At 64.2% G+C, this 17,796-nt stretch carries 18 protein-coding genes, 1 pseudogene and 1 riboswitch; of the genes and pseudogenes, 3 read left to right on the top strand and 16 right to left on the bottom strand.

Features of this window, described 5'->3' with window-relative positions; all coding sequences use genetic code 11:
* From lepB (QFZ30_RS07040) to QFZ30_RS06990, 11 genes are all read right to left on the bottom strand, one after another.
* Complete coding sequence (lepB, locus tag QFZ30_RS07040; RefSeq protein ID WP_307074740.1) at positions 1 to 909, bottom strand: signal peptidase I; 909 nt, start codon at positions 907 to 909, stop codon at positions 1 to 3.
* Positions 910 to 1,587 (bottom strand): signal peptidase I, encoded by a 678-nt coding sequence (lepB, locus tag QFZ30_RS07035; protein ID WP_307074737.1) that lies wholly within the window; start codon positions 1,585 to 1,587, stop codon positions 910 to 912.
* An 84-nt stretch (positions 1,588 to 1,671) separates the two neighbouring features.
* A complete protein-coding gene (rplS, locus tag QFZ30_RS07030; protein ID WP_307074736.1) occupies positions 1,672 to 2,031 on the bottom strand; it encodes a 50S ribosomal protein L19 in 360 nt (119 codons plus the stop codon).
* Positions 2,032 to 2,280: 249 nt separating this feature from the next.
* Complete coding sequence (gene trmD / locus QFZ30_RS07025) at positions 2,281 to 3,093, bottom strand: tRNA (guanosine(37)-N1)-methyltransferase TrmD (protein WP_307074734.1); 813 nt, start codon at positions 3,091 to 3,093, stop codon at positions 2,281 to 2,283.
* Complete coding sequence (gene rimM / locus QFZ30_RS07020; RefSeq protein ID WP_307074732.1) at positions 3,094 to 3,639, bottom strand: ribosome maturation factor RimM; 546 nt, start codon at positions 3,637 to 3,639, stop codon at positions 3,094 to 3,096.
* A 97-nt stretch (positions 3,640 to 3,736) separates the two neighbouring features.
* A complete protein-coding gene (locus tag QFZ30_RS07015) occupies positions 3,737 to 3,979 on the bottom strand; it encodes an RNA-binding protein (RefSeq protein WP_056349097.1) in 243 nt (80 codons plus the stop codon).
* Position 3,980: 1 nt separating this feature from the next.
* The gene (gene rpsP, locus QFZ30_RS07010) at positions 3,981 to 4,403 is read right to left on the bottom strand and encodes a 30S ribosomal protein S16 (protein ID WP_024366590.1); all 423 of its coding nucleotides are present in this window, start codon (positions 4,401 to 4,403) and stop codon (positions 3,981 to 3,983) included.
* Between the two features lie 215 nt (positions 4,404 to 4,618).
* Positions 4,619 to 5,056 carry a hypothetical protein gene (locus QFZ30_RS07005; RefSeq protein WP_307080111.1) on the bottom strand — a complete coding sequence of 146 codons (438 nt, stop codon included), beginning with the start codon at positions 5,054 to 5,056 and terminating at the stop codon, positions 4,619 to 4,621.
* Between the two features lie 115 nt (positions 5,057 to 5,171).
* Positions 5,172 to 6,047: a VOC family protein gene (locus tag QFZ30_RS07000; protein WP_307074728.1), complete on the bottom strand. Its 876-nt coding sequence runs from the start codon at positions 6,045 to 6,047 to the stop codon at positions 5,172 to 5,174.
* A gap of 97 nt (positions 6,048 to 6,144) precedes the next feature.
* On the bottom strand, positions 6,145 to 7,227 hold the full coding sequence (locus tag QFZ30_RS06995) for an amidohydrolase family protein (RefSeq protein WP_307074726.1): 1,083 nt from the start codon (positions 7,225 to 7,227) through the stop codon (positions 6,145 to 6,147).
* Positions 7,228 to 7,230: 3 nt separating this feature from the next.
* On the bottom strand, positions 7,231 to 7,731 hold the full coding sequence (locus QFZ30_RS06990) for a GNAT family N-acetyltransferase (RefSeq protein WP_307074724.1): 501 nt from the start codon (positions 7,729 to 7,731) through the stop codon (positions 7,231 to 7,233).
* Between the two features lie 71 nt (positions 7,732 to 7,802).
* Positions 7,803 to 7,910, top strand: a riboswitch (TPP riboswitch).
* On the opposite strand from QFZ30_RS06990, the gene thiC reads away from it, so the two are divergent.
* On the top strand, positions 7,905 to 9,722 hold the full coding sequence (thiC, locus tag QFZ30_RS06985) for a phosphomethylpyrimidine synthase ThiC (RefSeq protein WP_307074722.1): 1,818 nt from the start codon (positions 7,905 to 7,907) through the stop codon (positions 9,720 to 9,722). Its footprint overlaps the riboswitch before it by 6 nt.
* A 17-nt stretch (positions 9,723 to 9,739) precedes the next feature.
* Here thiC and QFZ30_RS06980 read toward each other — a convergent pair whose 3' ends face one another.
* A complete protein-coding gene (locus QFZ30_RS06980) occupies positions 9,740 to 10,474 on the bottom strand; it encodes an alpha/beta fold hydrolase (protein WP_307074721.1) in 735 nt (244 codons plus the stop codon).
* A gap of 244 nt (positions 10,475 to 10,718) precedes the next feature.
* Positions 10,719 to 10,954 (bottom strand): annotated as a pseudogene (locus QFZ30_RS22105) (transposase); the annotation flags it as partial.
* Between the two features lie 451 nt (positions 10,955 to 11,405).
* Between QFZ30_RS22105 and QFZ30_RS06970 the strand changes: the two are divergent.
* Positions 11,406 to 12,677, top strand: a complete 1,272-nt coding sequence (locus tag QFZ30_RS06970) for a choice-of-anchor P family protein (RefSeq protein ID WP_307074718.1) — start codon at positions 11,406 to 11,408, stop codon at positions 12,675 to 12,677.
* 116 nt (positions 12,678 to 12,793) lie between these two features.
* On the opposite strand, the gene ffh is transcribed toward QFZ30_RS06970, so the two are convergent.
* Entirely contained in the window at positions 12,794 to 14,371 is a 1,578-nt protein-coding gene (gene ffh / locus QFZ30_RS06965) for a signal recognition particle protein (protein WP_307074716.1), read from the bottom strand.
* A gap of 150 nt (positions 14,372 to 14,521) precedes the next feature.
* Here ffh and QFZ30_RS06960 point away from each other — a divergent pair, with 150 nt between their 5' ends.
* On the top strand, positions 14,522 to 15,925 hold the full coding sequence (locus QFZ30_RS06960) for a glucose-6-phosphate dehydrogenase (protein ID WP_307080109.1): 1,404 nt from the start codon (positions 14,522 to 14,524) through the stop codon (positions 15,923 to 15,925).
* Positions 15,926 to 16,037: 112 nt separating this feature from the next.
* Here the strand turns inward: QFZ30_RS06960 and QFZ30_RS06955 are convergent, their stop codons facing one another.
* Together QFZ30_RS06955 and QFZ30_RS06950 are read right to left on the bottom strand one after the other, a co-directional pair.
* Positions 16,038 to 16,376 (bottom strand): P-II family nitrogen regulator, encoded by a 339-nt coding sequence (locus tag QFZ30_RS06955; protein WP_307074714.1) that lies wholly within the window; start codon positions 16,374 to 16,376, stop codon positions 16,038 to 16,040.
* Entirely contained in the window at positions 16,373 to 17,743 is a 1,371-nt protein-coding gene (locus tag QFZ30_RS06950; RefSeq protein ID WP_307074712.1) for an ammonium transporter, read from the bottom strand. The genes QFZ30_RS06955 and QFZ30_RS06950 overlap by 4 nt, the downstream gene beginning before the upstream one ends.
* Positions 17,744 to 17,796 lie beyond the last annotated feature (53 nt).

Genomic DNA, 17,796 nt, shown 5'->3' with positions numbered 1-17,796 from the left:
CTAACCCGCCGACGGCACGTTCCGGAAGGCGTCCGGGTAGTTGTCCAGGGCGGAGATGCGGTTGAGCGGCCATGCTATGACCGCCGCTTTGCCCTCGATGTCGGTGAGGTCGATGAATCCGCCGTTGGAGTCCATGTGGGACCGTGAGTCGGCGGAATGGTTCCGGTTATCGCCCATGACCCAGACCTTCCCTTGCGGTACGACAACATCGAAGTTACGGATCTGCGGTGCCTCGGCACTGTTGACGTAACTTTCGTCAATTGCGGATCCGTTGATGGTCAGTTTACCGCCGGCGTCGCAGCAGATCACGTGGTCACCCGGGAGGCCGATGACCCGCTTGACGAGGTGCTGTTCCGAATTGTCCGGCAGCAGGCCCACAAAGGTCAGGCCGTCCTGCACCCACGTGAACGGGCCCTCGGTTTTTTCCGGGGCGGGCATCAGCCAACCCTTTGTGTCCCGGAAAACCACCACGTCTCCCCGGGAAAGGGCGAACGGCTCCGGCACCAACAGGTTCACGAAGATGCGGTCGTTGACATCCAGCGTGTTGACCATGGATTCGGACGGAATGTAGAACGCCCGGAACAGGAACGTCTTGATCAGGAAAGACAGCACAACGGCGATCACCACCACCGTGGCAACTTCCTTCAGCCAGACAAACACCGGGCTGGGGTTTGAGGCCTCGGGCTGCGGCGCGGCAGAGTGCCTCCCTGCGGCCGGTGCCGCGGGAGTGGAGGCAGGATTGGCACCAGGAGGATTGGCGCCGGGAGGGGTGGATGCAGCGGCGGCACCCGGGGCCTCGGCCTCAGCAGCGCCGGCGCCGGCAACCGCGCCGGCAACCGCGCCGGTAGCTGGCGTGTCCGTGACAGCCTCAGGGCGCGGCTCAGGTGTCCGGGCGTGGTTCTCGGGCATCTACTGTCCGTCCTCTGTTGTTGGTCCTGCCGCTGGCGGCCGGGGTACTGCTGCAAATCTATCAAGCGGCCAGACGATCTGGACCGGCCTGCCGATCACTCTGTCCACCGGGACCATTCCGCCGCCCGGCGCACCGAGGAGGCTGCGGGAATCAGCTGACAGGGAGCGGTGGTCGCCGAGAAGCCAGACACGCCCCTCAGGCACGATGACGCTGAACGCCTGCGAGCTGGGCGCGTCCCCGTCGTAGACATATGGCTCGTCAAGGGCATTGCCGTTAACAGTCACGTGCCCGTCCGGATCGCAGCAGGCCACCGCGTCCCCGGAAAGCCCGATGACCCTCTTGACGTACGTGGTGTCGCTGCCGGTCAGGCCGAGCCATTGTCCGGCCCACATCACGGAATCCGCCAGGGGGCCCCTCCCGCTGTTGAGGGGAGCGAAAGTGCCCCGTCCGTCAAAGACCACGATGTCCCCGCGGCGGATGGGGGCGGCGTGAAAGTCCGTCTTGGAAACAAGGATGCGGTCCCCGCCGTCGAGGACCGGCTGCATGGACTCGGATGGCACATAGTACACATCCAACCACAGTGAGCGGACCAGTCCGCTGATGGCAACCGCGATGGCGAGGGCAAGGAACGCAAAACGCCAGCCCATTCTTCTGGGCTGGCGTTTTGTCTGGTCCATGATCCGTATCCTGGGGCGCTGTTGCGATTGGCTCCGGCGCTGGCCTGGTACGGCTTTGGCCCTGCGAATTGAGTCTTTGAAGACCTACTTGGCGGTGGTGAAGTCGCGCTTTTCCCTGATCTTGGCAGCCTTGCCGCGCAGTGCACGCATGTAGTAAAGCTTGGCGCGGCGCACGTCACCCTTGGTCACCAGTTCGATCTTATCGATGATCGGCGAGTGTACCGGGAAGGTACGCTCAACGCCGACGCCGAAGGAGACCTTGCGGACTGTGAAGGTCTCGCGGATGCCGTCGCCCTGGCGGCCCAGGACGAAGCCCTGGAACACCTGGACACGGGAGTTCTTGCCTTCGATGATGTTCACGTGCACCTTGAGGGTGTCCCCAGCGCGGAACTCGGGAACATCGGTGCGCAGCGAGGCTGCATCTACGGAATCGAGAATATGCATAATTCCACTCCTGGTGAACGCCACAGGTCATTCACTTTGGGTCACGGCGGCCAAGCCCGGATGCGCAGTACGCTCCGGAAATGACCGTCGAAAATTTTTGGGTCCGGTCCCGTCACTGATTGACGGCACCGGGTTGTCCGGCTGTTGGTTGCGCTCCCCCTGTGGCAGGTGCGGACCCAGCAGACACAAGGACTAATTTTGCCATACTCGGAGGCTTACAGCCAATTGCGGCGGCATCACGCCGACACTCTAGGCAGACGCCGAGCTTCCGGCGTCCGGGCGGGCACGGAGGCGCCCCTCGACGACGTCGTACCCCAGCTCGGCGAGAAACGTGCGGTCGGCGCGCGGCAGCTTCCCGGCGTCGAACGTCTCCAGCAGGTCCGGACGGCGTTCCGCCGTTCGCCGGTACTGCTCATGACGGCGCCACTGCGCGATTTTTCCGTGATTTCCGCTCAGCAGCACCGCCGGCACATCACGTTCCCGCCAGCTGGCAGGTTTGGTGTACACGGGGTATTCCAGGAGGCCGTCCGAATGGGACTCTTCCACGAGGGAGTCGGGGTTGCCCACAACACCCGGCAACAGCCTGCCGATGGCCTCCACCATGGCCAGCACGGCAACTTCACCGCCGTTCAGGACGTAGTCGCCAAGGCTCATGGGCCGAACCGTGAAATGATCTTCCGCCCATTCGATGACGCGCTCATCAATGCCCTCGTACCGGCCGCACGCGAACACCAGCTGGTCCTCTTCGGCGAGCTCGTAAGCAAGGGCCTGGGTGAAACGCTCCCCTGCCGGAGACGGCACGATCAGGACCGGACGGGCAACTCCGTCCCGGCGGGCTTCGGTCAACGAGGCCAGTGCCTGCGCCCACGGTTCAGCCTTCATGACCATTCCGGCGCCGCCACCATAGGGCGTATCGTCCACCGAGCGGTGCTTGTCCGTGGTGAAGTCACGGAGGTCATGGACGTGCAGGTCCAACAGCCCGTCCTGGCGGGCCTTCCCGATGAGGGACAGCTCCAGGGGCGCCAAGTACTCGGGAAAGATGCTGACGACGTCGATGCGCATCTAGCCGTTGTCCCCGGACCCGTGGCCCTCGGCGTCGTCGATGTTGACCTCGAAAAGGCCCTCGGGGGGCGTAACCAGGACAAATCCTTCGGCAACGTTGACCTCTGGAACAATCTGCTCCACAAAGGGGATCAGGATTTCCTTGCCGTCCGGTGTTTCGACCACCAGCAGGTCCTGTACGGGCAGGGTGCGGAGACCGGAGACCTTGCCAACCACATGGGACCCTACACGGGCTTCCAGGCCCACGAGCTCATGCTCGTACCAGCCTTCGTCGTCGTCCTCGTCCAGGTCTTCGGTTTCGATGAACAGCTTGGCGCCGCGAAGGGTCTCGGCCTGGTTTCGGGATTCAATTTCGTCGAACCCGAGAAGCAGGATGTCCTTGTTCCAGCGCGCACTGGTCACGGTCAGCGGGCCCGCGGAGGCTGGTTCCACAACAAACTCAGTACCGGGGACAAACCGGTCGGCCGGGGCGTCGGTCAATACCTGGACCGTGACTTCGCCGCGGATCCCGTGGGGTTTGCCGATTCGTGCCACCTGAAGCTGCATCTGTTCCTCTGTTCGGGGGTTGTACTCTCAAAAGCACTCCGGCCCCTCCACCGTTTCTGGTGAAGGGGCCGGAGAAAAACCGATATTGCCGAGCGCTTTAGCGGCGGCGGTCGGTATCGACGACGTCGACCCTAACCGGCTCGCCGTCTGCCAATGCCGCCACCACTGTGCGCAGTGCACGTGCCGTGCGGCCCTGGCGGCCGATCACCCGTCCGAGGTCATCCTGATGAACGCGAACCTCGAGGGTGTCCCCGCGGCGGTTGTTCTTCGAGCTGACCTTGACGTCCTCCGGGGAATCAACGATTCCGCGGACCAGGTGTTCGAGCGCTTCTGCCAGCAATTTACTCAGCCTCGGTGGTCTCTGCTTCGGCGTCGGCCGGGGCCTCCGCTGCGTCGTCCTTCTTGGCCTTCTTGGTGATGGCTTCCGGGATGATCACGGAACCCTTTTCCGGGGTTACGAAGGCAGCCTTGGGAGCCTTGGTCTTCAAGGTGCCCTCCTGGCCCGGGAGACCCTTGAACTTCTGCCAGTCACCGGTGATCTTAAGGATCGCGGCGACCTGCTCGGACGGCTGTGCGCCGACGCCGAGCCAGTACTGGGCACGGTCCGTGTCGACCTCGATGTATGAGGGCTCTTCGGTGGGGTGGTACTTGCCGATCTCTTCAATGGCACGGCCATCACGCTTGGAGCGTGCGTCCATGACGACGATGCGGTAGTACGGTGCGCGCATCTTACCAAAGCGCTTAAGGCGAATCTTTACGGCCACTTTTGTGGTCACTCCTGTTTCAGAAAAGGGGGTGAACCGACGTTCTGCACCCGTGGGGCGGGCCATACTTGAGGGTTCGAAGGACAGGATCCGGACGCGGAGAGAGGGGCCACGCAGATCGAGTACCTGTTTATTGTGCCAGATCAGCGCCGGGATTTCGACTTGACAGGTGCCGGAGGCCGCAGAGGGACCGGCCAGGAACACCGGACCGGCACTCAGGAAGACCAGACGTACAGCCCGGTCCGGTCCGCGTCGTCGATTCCGCTGGCCAGCTCTGCCAGCTGCTGCACGTACTTCCGGGCTTCGTCGGCGCCGAACGGCATGTCATCCTGGGCTGCCCATTTTTCGGCCACTTCGTCCAGGACGTTGCCTTCACCCTCGGTTTCGTAGCTGAGCAGGTCCGCGAGCGCCCGGACCATGGCCGGCGGAACTCCGAGCAGCGAATCACTGGCCACGTCAACCATGGCAAGTTCGTAGTCAGCACCGCCGGCGTGGACGGCCGCACCTGCGAGGTCGCCAAGCTGTTCGATTTCGAAATCACTGACGCCGGGAATCCGCAGGCCTGGTCCCGAAGGCGAGCCCCCGTCATCCAGGATCCCCGCGCGCTTTAGCGCGCCGTCGTGGGTTGCAGCAAAGATTTCAGTGAAGCCCATGGGAATCGCCCTCATTCCGTCGACGGTGCGGCCCCGTCAGGCGGCAATTAACGCCGCCCCGGCCGTTCGGACTCAGCCTAACGCACAGCGCGCCGCAGTTATTCAGCCGCACCGGCTAGCGGACGGCGACGCGGATGTTGTTGCGCCAGGGATCCTCGAAACGCAGCTCAGCCCCGGTGTGGTGGGCGGCGACTCCGGCGACCTTAAGGCGGTCGGCGAGGGCGCCGACGTCGTCACCCGTCGGGACTTCAATCAGCACCTCACCCAGGCCGAGGGTGTCCTGGCGGGGACCCGCGCCGCGGCTGTTCCACACATTCATGGCCATGTGGTGGTGGTAGCGGCCGGCGGAGACGAACAGCGCCTGACCGTGCCAGCCCGCGGTCTTTTCAAACCCCAGGGTGCCGACGTAAAAATCATGGGCTGACTGGACGTCGCCCACTTGGAGGTGGACGTGTCCGACGCCAGCTTCGGCCCGCTGCTGGCCATCCACGGACTCCTGCGTCAGGTGCTCTTGCAGGTAACGCTGCGGCGGCAAGGCCAGGCTGTCCATCACCACGTCCTTGCCGTTCCAGGACCAGGATTCCCGCGGACGGTCCCAGTACAGTTCAATGCCGTTGCCTTCAGGGTCGTTGAAATAGAACGCCTCGCTCACCAGATGGTCGGCACTGCCGGTAAAGGACCGCGGCTCGTACTGCGCCACCGTTGCCACGGTGGCGGCCAGCGACGCCTGGTCACCAAAGAGCAGCGCGGTGTGGAACAGGCCGGCCTCCCCCCTGCCGGGCAGGTTCAGCCCTGGCGCCGGAGCGAGGTGGACCAGCGGCCTCCGGAGCCGGCCAAAGTAGAGGCCTCCATCCTGCTCAGCGATGATCTCGCGTCCCAGCGCGCGCTGGTAGTAATCCGTCATGAGCTTCATATCACCCACCTTGAGCATCACAGTGCCCATGGTGAGGTCGGCAGGAAGAAGATCCTGGCTGGTGGCTTCTGCAGTCATTGAACACTCCCGGGTCGACGGCCATCGGGGTTTGAGGGCCTCTACCTATATAAATTACTTGAAGCTTCAATTTATTCCCAAGTCTGCCATGCGGAACCTAGCGGATCAGTCGCCCGCCCATCACCACGTGCCGGAACGCGGATATGGTTGACGGCACCTTCCGCGGATCCTCCGTGCAGACCACCACGTCCGCGGGCGCGCCTTCCGACAGTCCGTCCGCTCCCAGCCATTCGCGCGCACCCCAACAGGCGGCGTCGAGCGCGGAAACCGCGGGAAGCCCCGCCCAGTGGAGGGCCAGGACCTCGTCCGCGAGCCGCCCATGCCCGATAACGCTTCCGGCGTCCGTGCCCGCGTAGATCCGGACCCCTGCCTCGAAGGCCTCCAGCACCCGTTCCGCACGCCGCTCCCAGAGCGCGCGCATGTGGGCCGCGTAGCGGGGAAACTTCGAGTCGGCCTGTTCGGCGATGCCCGGGAAGGTGGCGATATTGATCAGGGTGGGCACAATGGGTACCCCCTGGCCGGCCAGCCGGGGAAGATGCCGCGGGAGCAGCCCGGTGGCATGCTCGATGCAGTCAATGCCTGCATCGAGCATGTGGTCCAGCGTTTCCTCAGCAAAGCAGTGGGCTGTCACCCGGGAGCCCTCATCATGGGCCGCCTGCACAGCTTCCTTTACGACGGCGGCTGGAAACGACGGCGCCAGGTCCCCGGCGTCCCGGTCGATCCAGTCCCCCACCAGCTTGACCCAGCCGTCCCCGGCCCGGGCCTGCTTCCGGACTGCCTCAACCAGCCCGCCAGGCTCCACTTCGACGGCGAAGTTCCGCAGGTAGCGCCTAGTACGCGCAATGTGCCGGCCTGCCCTGATGATCCTCGGCATGGCGGGTTGCTGCTGCAGCCAGCGGGTATCACTCGCGGCGCCGGCATCCCGGACAAGGAGTGTCCCCGCGTTGCGGTTGGTGCGGGCCTGTTCTTCGGCGACCTCATCTGCAACCGCCCCGCCTGGCCCCAGGCCTATGTGGCAGTGGGCATCAACAAGGCCGGGAAGCACCCAACCGGAAAGGACCGTGTCCGGGGCGCCTTCCGGACGCTGGAACGTGAGCCTGCCGTCCACCGACCACAATCCGTGGGATTCCTGGTCCGGCCCGGTCAGAACAGTGCCGCTGAACTCGATGATCCCTGGCATGGCCTAGATCTCCCTCCGCATGCTGATCCGGCGACCCAGCGCGTCCAGGCCAAGCTCCACCTCGTGGACACGCAGGGCAGCCAGTCGGGGACCCGGACACCTGTACTCTTCAAAGCCGCAACTGACGTAAAACGGAGCGTTAAACGCGATGTCGGCGAAAGTGCACAGCGTCATCGCCGTGAACCCCCGGAGCCTGGACTCATTGGCGGCGGCTTCCACCAGGGCCCGTCCGACACCTCGCCTGCCTGCCAACGGGTGCACCGAGAGCTGCTCAAGATGAGCCTGGCCGTCAAGCTCGTCGACGCGCGCGAACCCAACCGGCGGCCGTCCCGCAACAAGAATGAATAGTTCACTGCCGTCCCCGGACGGCTGCGGTGGCGGAAGAAGAACTCCGCCCAGCGCTTCCTGAAGCTGCGCATCCGCTGCCAATTCCAGCCGCGCGAGGCCGGCCATATCGTCCTGCTCCGCCACTCTGATGATGGTTGCCCCGTTGGTCTGAATCACGCCGTCAGGCTAACACCAGGAAGCGGGCACCACCGTCACAGTCCCAGGCGGCAGAGCCTGTGGTAGCTTCATCTAGACCACACGGGTGCCCTTGCAGGGGCTGAGATCGGGCTGACGCAGCCTGCGACCGTTGAACCTGTCCGGGTAATGCCGGCGAAGGAAGTGAGTATTCAATGAATACGCAAGAAACACAGTTGATCCCTGCCCGGAATGGAACAGCCCCACATGAAAGTGCCCCCCACGATACCCAGTCGCTGAAGTCCCACTCGTTGGCCTTCATCAACGACGAGGCCGCTGGAATCCGGGTACCGGTGACGGAGATCGCCTTGGAACCCTCCCCCAGCGGCGCGGCGAACGGCCCCTTCCGGGTCTACCGGACAGCCGGCCCCGGAAGCGATCCTGTGGTTGGACTCAGCCCCTTCCGCTCGGAATGGATTGAAGCGCGTGCAGACACAGAGCCGTACAGCGGCCGCGGGCGGAACCTGCTCGACGACGGCCGGTCGGCTGTGCGCCGCGGCGCAGCGTCCGCGGAGTGGAAGGGAGCGCAGCCGGTGCCCCGCCGCGCCGTCGCAGGAAGGACTGTGACCCAGATGCGCTACGCAAGACAGGGCATCATCACCCCGGAGATGCGGTTCGTGGCGCTCCGGGAGAACTGTGACGTTGAGCTGGTGCGCAGCGAAGTGGCGGCAGGGCGGGCGATCATTCCCAACAACATCAACCACCCCGAGTCGGAGCCGATGATCATCGGCAAGGCCTTCCTGGTGAAGATCAACGCCAACATCGGCAACTCCGCCGTCACCAGTTCCATCGCGGAGGAGGTGGACAAGCTGCAGTGGGCCACCCAGTGGGGTGCGGACACGGTGATGGACCTGTCCACGGGCGATGACATCCACACCACCCGTGAATGGCTCATCCGGAACTCCCCCGTGCCGATCGGCACCGTGCCCATCTACCAGGCACTGGAGAAGGTCAACGGTGAAGCCAACGCGCTGACCTGGGAGATCTTCCGCGATACCGTCATTGAGCAGTGCGAGCAGGGTGTGGACTACATGACCATCCACGCCGGAGTGCTGCTGCGGTACGTTCCCCTGACAGCCAACCGGGTCACGGGGATTGTGTCCCGCGGCGGCGCCATCATGGCCGGCTGGTGCCTCGCGCACCACCAGGAGAACTTCCTCTACACCCACTTTGACGAGCTCTGCGAGATCTTCGCGAAATACGACGTCGCGTTCTCGTTGGGCGACGGCCTCCGGCCGGGGGCGACGGCGGACGCCAACGATGCGGCGCAGTTCGCCGAACTGGACACCTTGGCCGAGCTCACCCAGCGGGCCTGGGAGTTCGATGTCCAGGTCATGGTGGAAGGCCCCGGTCACATCCCTTTCCACTTAGTCCGCGAGAACGTGGAACGCCAGCAGGAGCTGTGCAAGGGAGCACCGTTCTATACCCTCGGCCCGCTGGTGACCGATGTGGCGCCGGGCTACGACCACATCACCTCAGCCATCGGCGCCACGGAGATTGCCCGCTACGGCACGGCCATGCTCTGCTACGTCACGCCGAAGGAGCACTTGGGCCTGCCCAACAAGGACGACGTCAAGACCGGCGTCATCACCTACAAGATCGCCGCCCACGCCGCCGACCTCGCCAAAGGCCACCCCGGCGCCCATGAGCGGGACGATGCCCTGTCCAGGGCCCGGTTCGAGTTCCGCTGGCGCGACCAGTTCGCACTGTCCCTGGATCCCGTCACCGCCGAGGCCTTCCATGACGAGACGCTGCCGGCAGAACCCGCCAAGACTGCACACTTCTGCTCGATGTGCGGCCCCAAGTTCTGCTCCATGAGGATCAGCCAGGACATCCGGGATGAATACGGAACAGCAGAGTCCCAGGCTGCCCTGGCCGACATGGCTGCCGGGATGCGGGAAAAGAGCCAGGAGTTCCTGGCGGCAGGCGGCAAGGTGTACTTGCCGGAGCTGCAGCTTCCCGCGAAGGGCTAGCCGGACTGCCAGCCGCGTCAGGAAGCCCGGGCTGACCGGCTGCGGCTGGCTTCGCCGATGAAGGAACGGATGGCGCGGTCCCCCTCAGCGGAATCCTGGGGCCGGTGCCCTCCCGCAGCAATGCGGTGCAGGGCGCCGGTTTCGCGCAGGTAGCCGGCAATTTCTTCATAGAGGGGTTCCCAGCCGCCGGTGAGGACCATGGTGGGCACCCCGGGAACAATGTGCAGCGGGGCCTCCCAGACCGGAGCCTGCAGCCGGAGCCGCCGCGCTGACCGTTCTTCCTCCGGCGTGGCTGGTTCCTGCAGGTCCGCCGCGTACACACGCCGAACGAATTCCCGCTTGAAGTCCACGTCGCCGAGCTGTTGGCGGACGTCGAACAGCGGCTGCATCAGCGCGAGGTGCGCCGCTGTGGCCGGCAGCTCTGCGGTCAGCGACAGGCAGGCCGGTTCCACCAGGGTCAGTGAGAACACCAGGTCCGGCCGTTCGACGGCGGCCATCATGGCAGCGATCGCGCCCTGGGAATGCGCCACGACGTGACCGCCTGCCTCGCCCCGGCCGTCATCCGCGAGGGACCGCAAGACAATTGCTGCGTCAGCGGCGAAGGACGATTCCACAGGTTCAGCCACGGGATCAAATCCGTGCCGCCGCAGGAACAGTGCGTCGTACGCCAGTGCCATGCCGTGCTGGCGGGGCCACGCCGCCGCGCCGAACCTACCGGCGCCGTGGACGAAAACTACCCTCTGCTTGAACATGACCCAACCCTAATCCACGGCTCCGACATCCCATCCAGGTAGCAGTAAGTGTCGTTTTGAACACTCGAAACGACACTTACTGCTACCCAGTAATACTTTGTTTGGTTGGTGAGGCGTGTTGGCAGTAGGGGCAGCGGGTGAGCTGCCGGATGAGGGCCCGTTTCCTTGAGGACCCCGTACAGGCTCAGGCTGCCCCTACTGCTTTTGGCGTGGCCAGGCGTTTCCTGGTCATGAACAGGTGCGCTGCGATCTTGCCCAGCGTGCCGGAGTACTGGCGCGCCACGTACTCTGCGGCAGCCCCGTCCTTCTTGAAGCGGTATCGTCGATCACCCACGCCTCCGATGCAATGGGCTCGTCGGCTGCATCGACTTGCGCCGCCCCTCCGGCATCAGCCCCTGCAGATATAACCGGCCCTTCGCCCGCTGGTCCTTCCGGCCCAACGCGCGATCACCCGACGCAGTCCTCCAGCTCGACCCGCAAGTCCTGCCTTTGTCATACCTGCGAAACGAAACTGACAGGTCAAGTCAGCGTTTATAAGCCCCATAACAGAAAAGCCTAACAAAGTACTACTAGCCGAAGTCACCAGTGCCTGACCCAAATATCCCAGGGCCCCCTGCCGTTGTGGCGCACTGTTGCCTGGGCCACGGACTCCGAAGCCCCTTGGCCCGAAGCGGGGCGATCACTCGGCGCCCGCGCGTTGGCCAATGAGTAACCGCTCGGAAGTGAAGGAACTCCCTGCCCGAGTCTTGCCAGATTCTTTCCCTAATCTTGAGCCGAAGTTGAAGCACGTTATCAATACTGAGAACAAACCGGCTGTTCGTCTCGAATGCCTGGAGCTTAAGTGGCGGTGCACTGCGTGAACCGGGACCTCAACAAGGCGGTGTAAGCACCACGAGAGAAGAGATCTTGTACAACTACTAGGGAGAAATAAATGAAACGAACATTAGTCGCGTTAGTCGGCGCCCTCACGCTTCTGGTTGCGGGGCCCCTCGCCCCGGCCCGGGCTACAGACCCGAGTATCACGCCCGCGCAGGTCAACACCGGCTTCTCAGGCGCCGCCTATGGCTCCTACATCTTCAATTCTGACAAGTCGCTCACATCGGGTCCGACGGCGAATTCTGGGGTTAGCTGCACCGCCAGCACAGGAAAGACTTCCGCTAACAACCTGGCCGGAATCAATGTCCCCGCAGTCGGGACTATCGGCGCGGCAACAACAAGTGTCAAGACTCTGCTGTCGACAACAGGTAAGCGCATTGAGGGACGGTCAACCATTGCCGGGGCGGACTTATTGGGCGGACTCATCACGGCCGGGACTATCACCTCCGAGAGCTCTGCCGAAAAGAACACCGCAGGAATATTTACCGGAACGAATCATACGAGTATTGCCAGTCTCAAAGTCCTGGGTGTCACAGTGAATGTCAATCCGGCCGCCAACACGGTTATTGACCTCAAGCTGCCGCTTCTGGGTTCGATTGGCAAGATCACACTCAATGGCCAGGAGAAACGAATGGTCAGCGGCGATTATCGGGTATCCACGACGGCGCTGCGGGTACAGATCCTCAAGGCCGGGCTACCGGGCCTCAAGGCCGGAACGGACATCCGTCTCGGTGTCAGCATCGTCAAGCTGACGCCCCCGCAGACAGGATATCTAAGTGGTGCAGGGTTCAGTACAAGGGCCTTATTGTTGTCCGGTCTCGTCGGATCAGGTCCGACCGCGCATGCCTCGGTCAAGTGCGGCGGCGGAACCTCAGCGGCAAATCTGGCCGGGGTCACCATCCCGGGCCTCGCATCGGCCGGAGTCACCTCGACGACGACTACCGGCGTTCTGTCGCCCGAGCCCAAGAGCAGCGTGACCAACACCCTTGCGGGGCTCAACGTGCTGAGCGGCTTAGTTCAGGCTGACGCTATCAAGGCAGAGACCAGCGCCAGCCGGCCTCCGGCAGGCGGCAAGGTCACGTTGACGGATACTTCGGCGTTTGTCAATCTCAGGATCGCCGGGCTGCCAGCGATCAACGCCTCTGTTGCACCCAACACCGTGATCCAGGTGCCGGGCCTGGGCCAGGTCACCTTGCACAAGGTGACTAAGTCGTCCACGACAATAGTCGTCACCATGGTCGAAATTGTCTTGAATCAGGCGCTCGGCGCTCTGCCCACAGGATCGAAGATTCAGATCGGCTATTCGAGCTCGCGCATCGGGACGTAGACGCTCGACGTCCGGCCAGGGTGCCGCCGCCATCCGCGGCGGCGCCCCTCCGTCATTCCGGTGCCGTGTCGGCCGCCCTTCAGCTTCCAGCGCTTCCAGCTGGATGGGCGATGCGGCTACTTGCCGCCGAGGAACTTGTCGAACCCCTTGGGCAGGTTGAGCTGGGAGGGATCGAAGTCGCCTGACTGCTGGCCGAAAGCTGCGCCGGTGGGTAGTGGCTTCGCAGCGCCGGCGCGGCGTGCCTCCGCTTCCTTCAGCTCCTGGGCTGCCTTGGCCGGGTTTCCGGAGCGAGCTTTCTTCTTCGGGGCGTTCTTGCCGCCCTTGCGCCCGCCGCCGTTGGGGCCGGCCATTCCGGGCATCCCGGGCATGCCGCCGCCCTGCGCCATCTTCTTCATCATCTTCTGGGCCTGCGCGAAGCGTTCCAGCAGGCCGTTCACCTCTGAGACATGCACGCCTGAACCGCGGGCGATGCGGGCGCGGCGGGAGCCGTTGATGATCTTCGGGGCCACACGCTCGTGCGGGGTCATGGACCGGACAATGGCCTCTACGCGGTCGATCTCGCGTTCGTCGAATTGCTCGAGCTGCTGGCGGATGTTCTGCGCACCCGGCATCATCATCAGCATCTTTTTCATGGAGCCCATGTTGCGGATCTGCTGCATCTGGGCCAGGAAGTCGTCCAGGGTGAAATCTTCCTGGTCGGCGAACTTCTTCGCCATACGGGCGGCTTCGTCCTTGTCCCAGGACTTCTCGGCCTGCTCGATGAGCGTCAGGACATCGCCCATGTCCAGGATGCGTGAGGCCATCCGGTCCGGGTGGAACAGCTCGAAATCGTCCACTCCTTCACCGGTGGAGGCAAACATCACGGGCTTGCCGGTGACCGACGCCACGGAAAGCGCGGCACCGCCGCGGGCGTCGCCGTCGAGCTTGGACAGGACCACGCCGGTGAAGTTGACGCCTTCATCAAAGGCCATTGCCGTATTGACGGCGTCCTGGCCGATCATGGCATCGATGACGAACAAGACTTCGTTGGGAACAATGGCCTTGCGGATCTGCCGCGCCTGCTCCATCATCTCGGCGTCCACGCCGAGACGGCCGGCGGTGTCCACAATAACGACGTCGTGCAGCTTCTGCCGCGCTTCCTCTACACCTGCACGGGCGACGGCGACAGGGTCGCCGGCCGGATGCTCCAGTTCGGAGGTGGCACCCGGGTGCGGGGCGAAGACCGGCACGCCGGCACGCTTGCCCACCACCTGGAGCTGGGTGACGGCATTGGGACGCTGGAGGTCGCAGGCTACCAGGATGGGGCTGTGGCCCTGGGCCTTGAGCCACTTGGACAGCTTCCCGGCGAGGGTGGTCTTACCGGCACCCTGGAGGCCGGCGAGCATGATGATGGTCGGGCCGGTCTTGGCAAGGCGGATGCGGCGGGTCTCACCGCCGAGAATCTCAACAAGTTCCTCGTTGACGATTTTTACAATCTGCTGGCTCGGGTTCAGCGCGCCCGAAACCTCGGAACCCAAAGCGCGTTCGCGCACGCGGCCGGTGAATTCGCGGACCACGGCAACGGCGACGTCGGCATCCAGGAGTGCCCGCCGGATCTCCCGGACGGTGGCATCGACGTCAGCCTCGGTGAGGCGGCCCTTGCCACGGAGATTCTTGAAGGTTGCTGTCAACCGGTCAGAGAGTGAATTGAACACGCGCCGTGCACTTCTTTCAGTGGATCTACAGATGGCGGCCGGTGCGGCTCGCCACGGTGGTGGCAGTCGATCGCTGAACCAACCGCCTCAACAACGGGACTCGACTATCTAGGGTACCAACACGGGCAGGCATGATGGCATGCTGGCATGGTGACGAGCCAAACAACGGTAAAAACCCTGCTGATCCTCGGCGCCTCCGGAGACCTCACCGGCCGGCTTCTGCTGCCGGGCCTGGCCCGGCTGCTGGCGGGCGGCCGTGCCGAGGGCCTCAAACTGGTGGGTGCCGGCTCAGATGCCTGGACTCCGGGACAGTGGCGGGAGCGGGTGCACCAGGCGTTCGCGGAGGCGACCAAGTCCGCGGACCCAGCCGGAAAGAAGGCCCTGGCAGCTGTGGAGAAGAAAACCACCTACCATCAGCTGGACGTCACGGCGGAAGGTCCACTGGCATCGCTGCTGGCGGGACTCGACGGCCCCACCGCCGTCTACTTCGCCCTGCCGCCGCGCGTCAGCCAGCTGGCCTGCGAGGCCCTGCGGCGCGAACACGTTCCGCCAGGCACACGCCTGGTCATGGAGAAGCCATTCGGGTCCAGCGAGAAATCGGCCCGTTCCCTCAACGGGACCCTGGTGGCGCTTGTCCCCGAAGACCATATCCACCGCGTGGACCATTTCCTGGGCAAAGCCACCGTCCTCAACATCCTGGGCCTGCGTTTTGCCAACAATTTCCTGGAGCCGGTGTGGAACCGGGACTACGTCGAGAAGGTGGAGATCATTTTCGACGAGGATCTGGCGCTGGAAGGACGCGCGCGCTACTACGACGGCGCCGGTGCCCTGCGGGACATGATCCAGAGCCATCTCCTGCAGATCATGGCGCTGATGGCTATCGAGCCGCCGGCCACCATTGGCGAGCGGGATCTGCGCGACGCCGTCTCCGCGGTACTCCGCGCCAGCAGCATCAGCGCACCCTATGCAAAATCCACCCGGAGGGCCCGGTATTCGGCGGGCACCATGTCCGGCAGGGAAATCCCGGACTACGCCAAGGAAGAGGGTGTGGACGCGGCCAGGGGCACTGAGACCCTTGCCGAGGTCCACGTGGAAATCGACAACTGGCGCTGGAACAACGTTCCCTTCATCCTGCGCTCCGGCAAGGCCCTGGGTGCGAGGCGTAAGGAAGCCGTAGTCACGTTCCGGCCTGTCCCCCACCTGCCCAAGGGGTTCACCGGCGTGGACTCGCCCAATCAGCTGCGCATCGGCTTTGGGCCGGACACGCTCCAGTTCGATGTGGACGTCAACGGCCCCGGCAACATCTTCAGCCTGAGCCGCACCACCTTGAATGCCGAACTCAGCGCCTCCGAACTCCTTCCCTACGGCGAAGTGCTGGAGGGTGTCCTAAGCGGCGATCCTTTGCTCTCCGTCCGCGGCGACACAGCGGAGGACTGCTGGCGGATTGTTCAGCCTGTGCTCAAGGCGTGGCAGCGCGGTACAGTGCCGCTGGAAGAGTACGACGCCGGGTCCCCGGGTCCCAAGGGATGGTCAGTCTCCGCGCCCCCTCAGTGATGGGCCGCCGCGTAAAACAGAAAAGCCAACACAGCAGAGCGGGCAGGAAACCTTTCCAGGTTTCCTGCCCGCTCTGCTTATGGCTGTACTGCTTTACCAGACTGCGGCGACTCTAGATTGCGGCTACGCCGCGCTCTCCGGTCCGTACCCTGACTGCCTCGAAGACATCCACGGTCCAGACCTTGCCGTCTCCGGCGCGCCCCGTGTTGGAGCTGGCGATGATGACATCCAGGATGTCGTCGGACTGTTCGTCCGTGGCCAGCACCTCAACCCGGATCTTTGGCAGGAGGTCCACGTTGTATTCAGCTCCGCGGTAAACCTCCGTGTAGCCGCGCTGCCGGCCGTAGCCGCTGGCCGCGCTGACCGTCAGTCCCTGGACGCCGTAGGCTTCCAGGCCTTCCCGGATGGACTCCAGCTTCTCCGGCCTGACGATTGCTGTGATCAGTTTCATGCCCCCACGCTTTCCTTACCTGTTGCCGACTCGGTCGCTTTGACGCTGGACTTCCCATCGGAAGGTGCGCCGTCTGCCGGGCGCCCCTTGCCGGTGATCAGTTCATGCAGCGGCTGGAAGCTTCCGCCGTGGCCGCCCACACCAAACTCGTAGGCCGTCTCGGCGTGCAGGCTGAGGTCGACACCGACCACTTCCTGTTCCTGCGAAACGCGGAAGCCCATGGTCTTGTGGATGGCGAAGGCAATGATTGCCGTCAGGATCGCCGAGTAGGCGATAGCGATGCCGGCTGCTGCAAGCTGGGCCCAGAGCTGGGTCAGGCCGCCGCCGTAGAAGAGGCCGCCGCCCACACCTTCGGCGGGGAGGGCGATGAAGCCGAGGGCAACCGTGCCGATGATGCCGGACACAAGGTGGACGCCCACAACGTCAAGGGAGTCGTCAAAGCCCCAACGGAACTTGAGGCCGACTGCCAGGGCTGATGCGGAACCGGCGATGAGACCGAGGCCGAGGGCACCCACAGGGCTGACGTTTGCACAGGCCGGCGTGATAGCGACGAGGCCGGCGACGACGCCTGAGGCTGCGCCCAGGGAGGTGGGGTGTCCGTCGCGGATGCGTTCGGTGATGAGCCAGCCGATCATGGCTGCGGCCGGTGCTGCGAGGGTGTTGACCCAGATCAGGCCACCCTGCTCAGCGGTAGCGGCCAGGCCGCCGTTGAACCCGAACCAGCCGAACCAGAGGATGGCAGCCCCGAGCATCACGAAGGGGATGTTGTGGGGGCGGTGGTTCGGGTCCTTACCGAAGCCCTTGCGGTTGCCGATGATCAGGACGAGGATCAGGGCAGCCACACCGGCGTTGATGTGGACCACTGTGCCGCCGGCAAAGTCGATGGCCGGGCCGAGCGCCTGGCCGATCGCGCCTTCCGCACCGAAGAGGCCGCCACCCCAGACCATGTAGGCGAGCGGGCAGTAGACCAGTGTTACCCACACCGGCACGAACACGGTCCAGGCGCCGAACTTGGCACGGTCCGCGATGGCTCCGCTGATCAGGGCCACGGTAATGATGGCGAAGGTTGCTCCGTAGCCGACGAGGATGAGGCCTTCGGGCGACTCCGCCGTGTTGACGCCCTCAAGACCGAAGCTGGCGAACGGGTTCCCGACCATCTGCAGGAAGCCTTCACCGCCACTCATCGAGTAACCCCAGAGTACCCAGACAACACTCACGATGCCGATGGAGATGAAGCTCATCATCATCATGTTCAGTGCAGCTTTGGCGCGCGTCATGCCGCCGTAGAAAAATGCCAGACCCGGTGTCATGAACAGCACGAGTGCCGCCGCCACCATGAGCCATACGTGACCTGCGGTAAGTTCCATGGTGCACGTCCTCCCTATGATCGATACTGCGGAATAATCCGCCTGCCAACGCC

Source organism: Arthrobacter pascens (assembly GCF_030815585.1).
Classification (GTDB): Bacteria; Actinomycetota; Actinomycetes; order Actinomycetales; family Micrococcaceae; genus Arthrobacter; species Arthrobacter pascens_A.
Note: the sequence above shows the minus strand (reverse complement) of the source record. Positions and strands in the feature narration are given on the sequence as shown.

Excerpts from the sequence above, each read along its gene's own strand:
- lepB (WP_307074740.1), bottom strand. The coding sequence starts at position 909 with ATGCCCGAGAACCACGCCCGGACACCTGAGCCGCGCCCTGAGGCTGTC.
- lepB (WP_307074737.1), bottom strand. The coding sequence starts at position 1,587 with ATGGACCAGACAAAACGCCAGCCCAGAAGAATGGGCTGGCGTTTTGCG.
- rplS (WP_307074736.1), bottom strand. The coding sequence starts at position 2,031 with ATGCATATTCTCGATTCCGTAGATGCAGCCTCGCTGCGCACCGATGTT.
- trmD (WP_307074734.1), bottom strand. The coding sequence starts at position 3,093 with ATGCGCATCGACGTCGTCAGCATCTTTCCCGAGTACTTGGCGCCCCTG.
- rimM (WP_307074732.1), bottom strand. The coding sequence starts at position 3,639 with ATGCAGCTTCAGGTGGCACGAATCGGCAAACCCCACGGGATCCGCGGC.
- QFZ30_RS07005 (WP_307080111.1), bottom strand. The coding sequence starts at position 5,056 with ATGGGCTTCACTGAAATCTTTGCTGCAACCCACGACGGCGCGCTAAAG.
- QFZ30_RS07000 (WP_307074728.1), bottom strand. The coding sequence starts at position 6,047 with ATGACTGCAGAAGCCACCAGCCAGGATCTTCTTCCTGCCGACCTCACC.
- QFZ30_RS06995 (WP_307074726.1), bottom strand. The coding sequence starts at position 7,227 with ATGCCAGGGATCATCGAGTTCAGCGGCACTGTTCTGACCGGGCCGGAC.
- thiC (WP_307074722.1), top strand. The coding sequence starts at position 7,905 with ATGAATACGCAAGAAACACAGTTGATCCCTGCCCGGAATGGAACAGCC.
- QFZ30_RS06980 (WP_307074721.1), bottom strand. The coding sequence starts at position 10,474 with ATGTTCAAGCAGAGGGTAGTTTTCGTCCACGGCGCCGGTAGGTTCGGC.
- QFZ30_RS06970 (WP_307074718.1), top strand. The coding sequence starts at position 11,406 with ATGAAACGAACATTAGTCGCGTTAGTCGGCGCCCTCACGCTTCTGGTT.
- QFZ30_RS06955 (WP_307074714.1), bottom strand. The coding sequence starts at position 16,376 with ATGAAACTGATCACAGCAATCGTCAGGCCGGAGAAGCTGGAGTCCATC.
- QFZ30_RS06950 (WP_307074712.1), bottom strand. The coding sequence starts at position 17,743 with ATGGAACTTACCGCAGGTCACGTATGGCTCATGGTGGCGGCGGCACTC.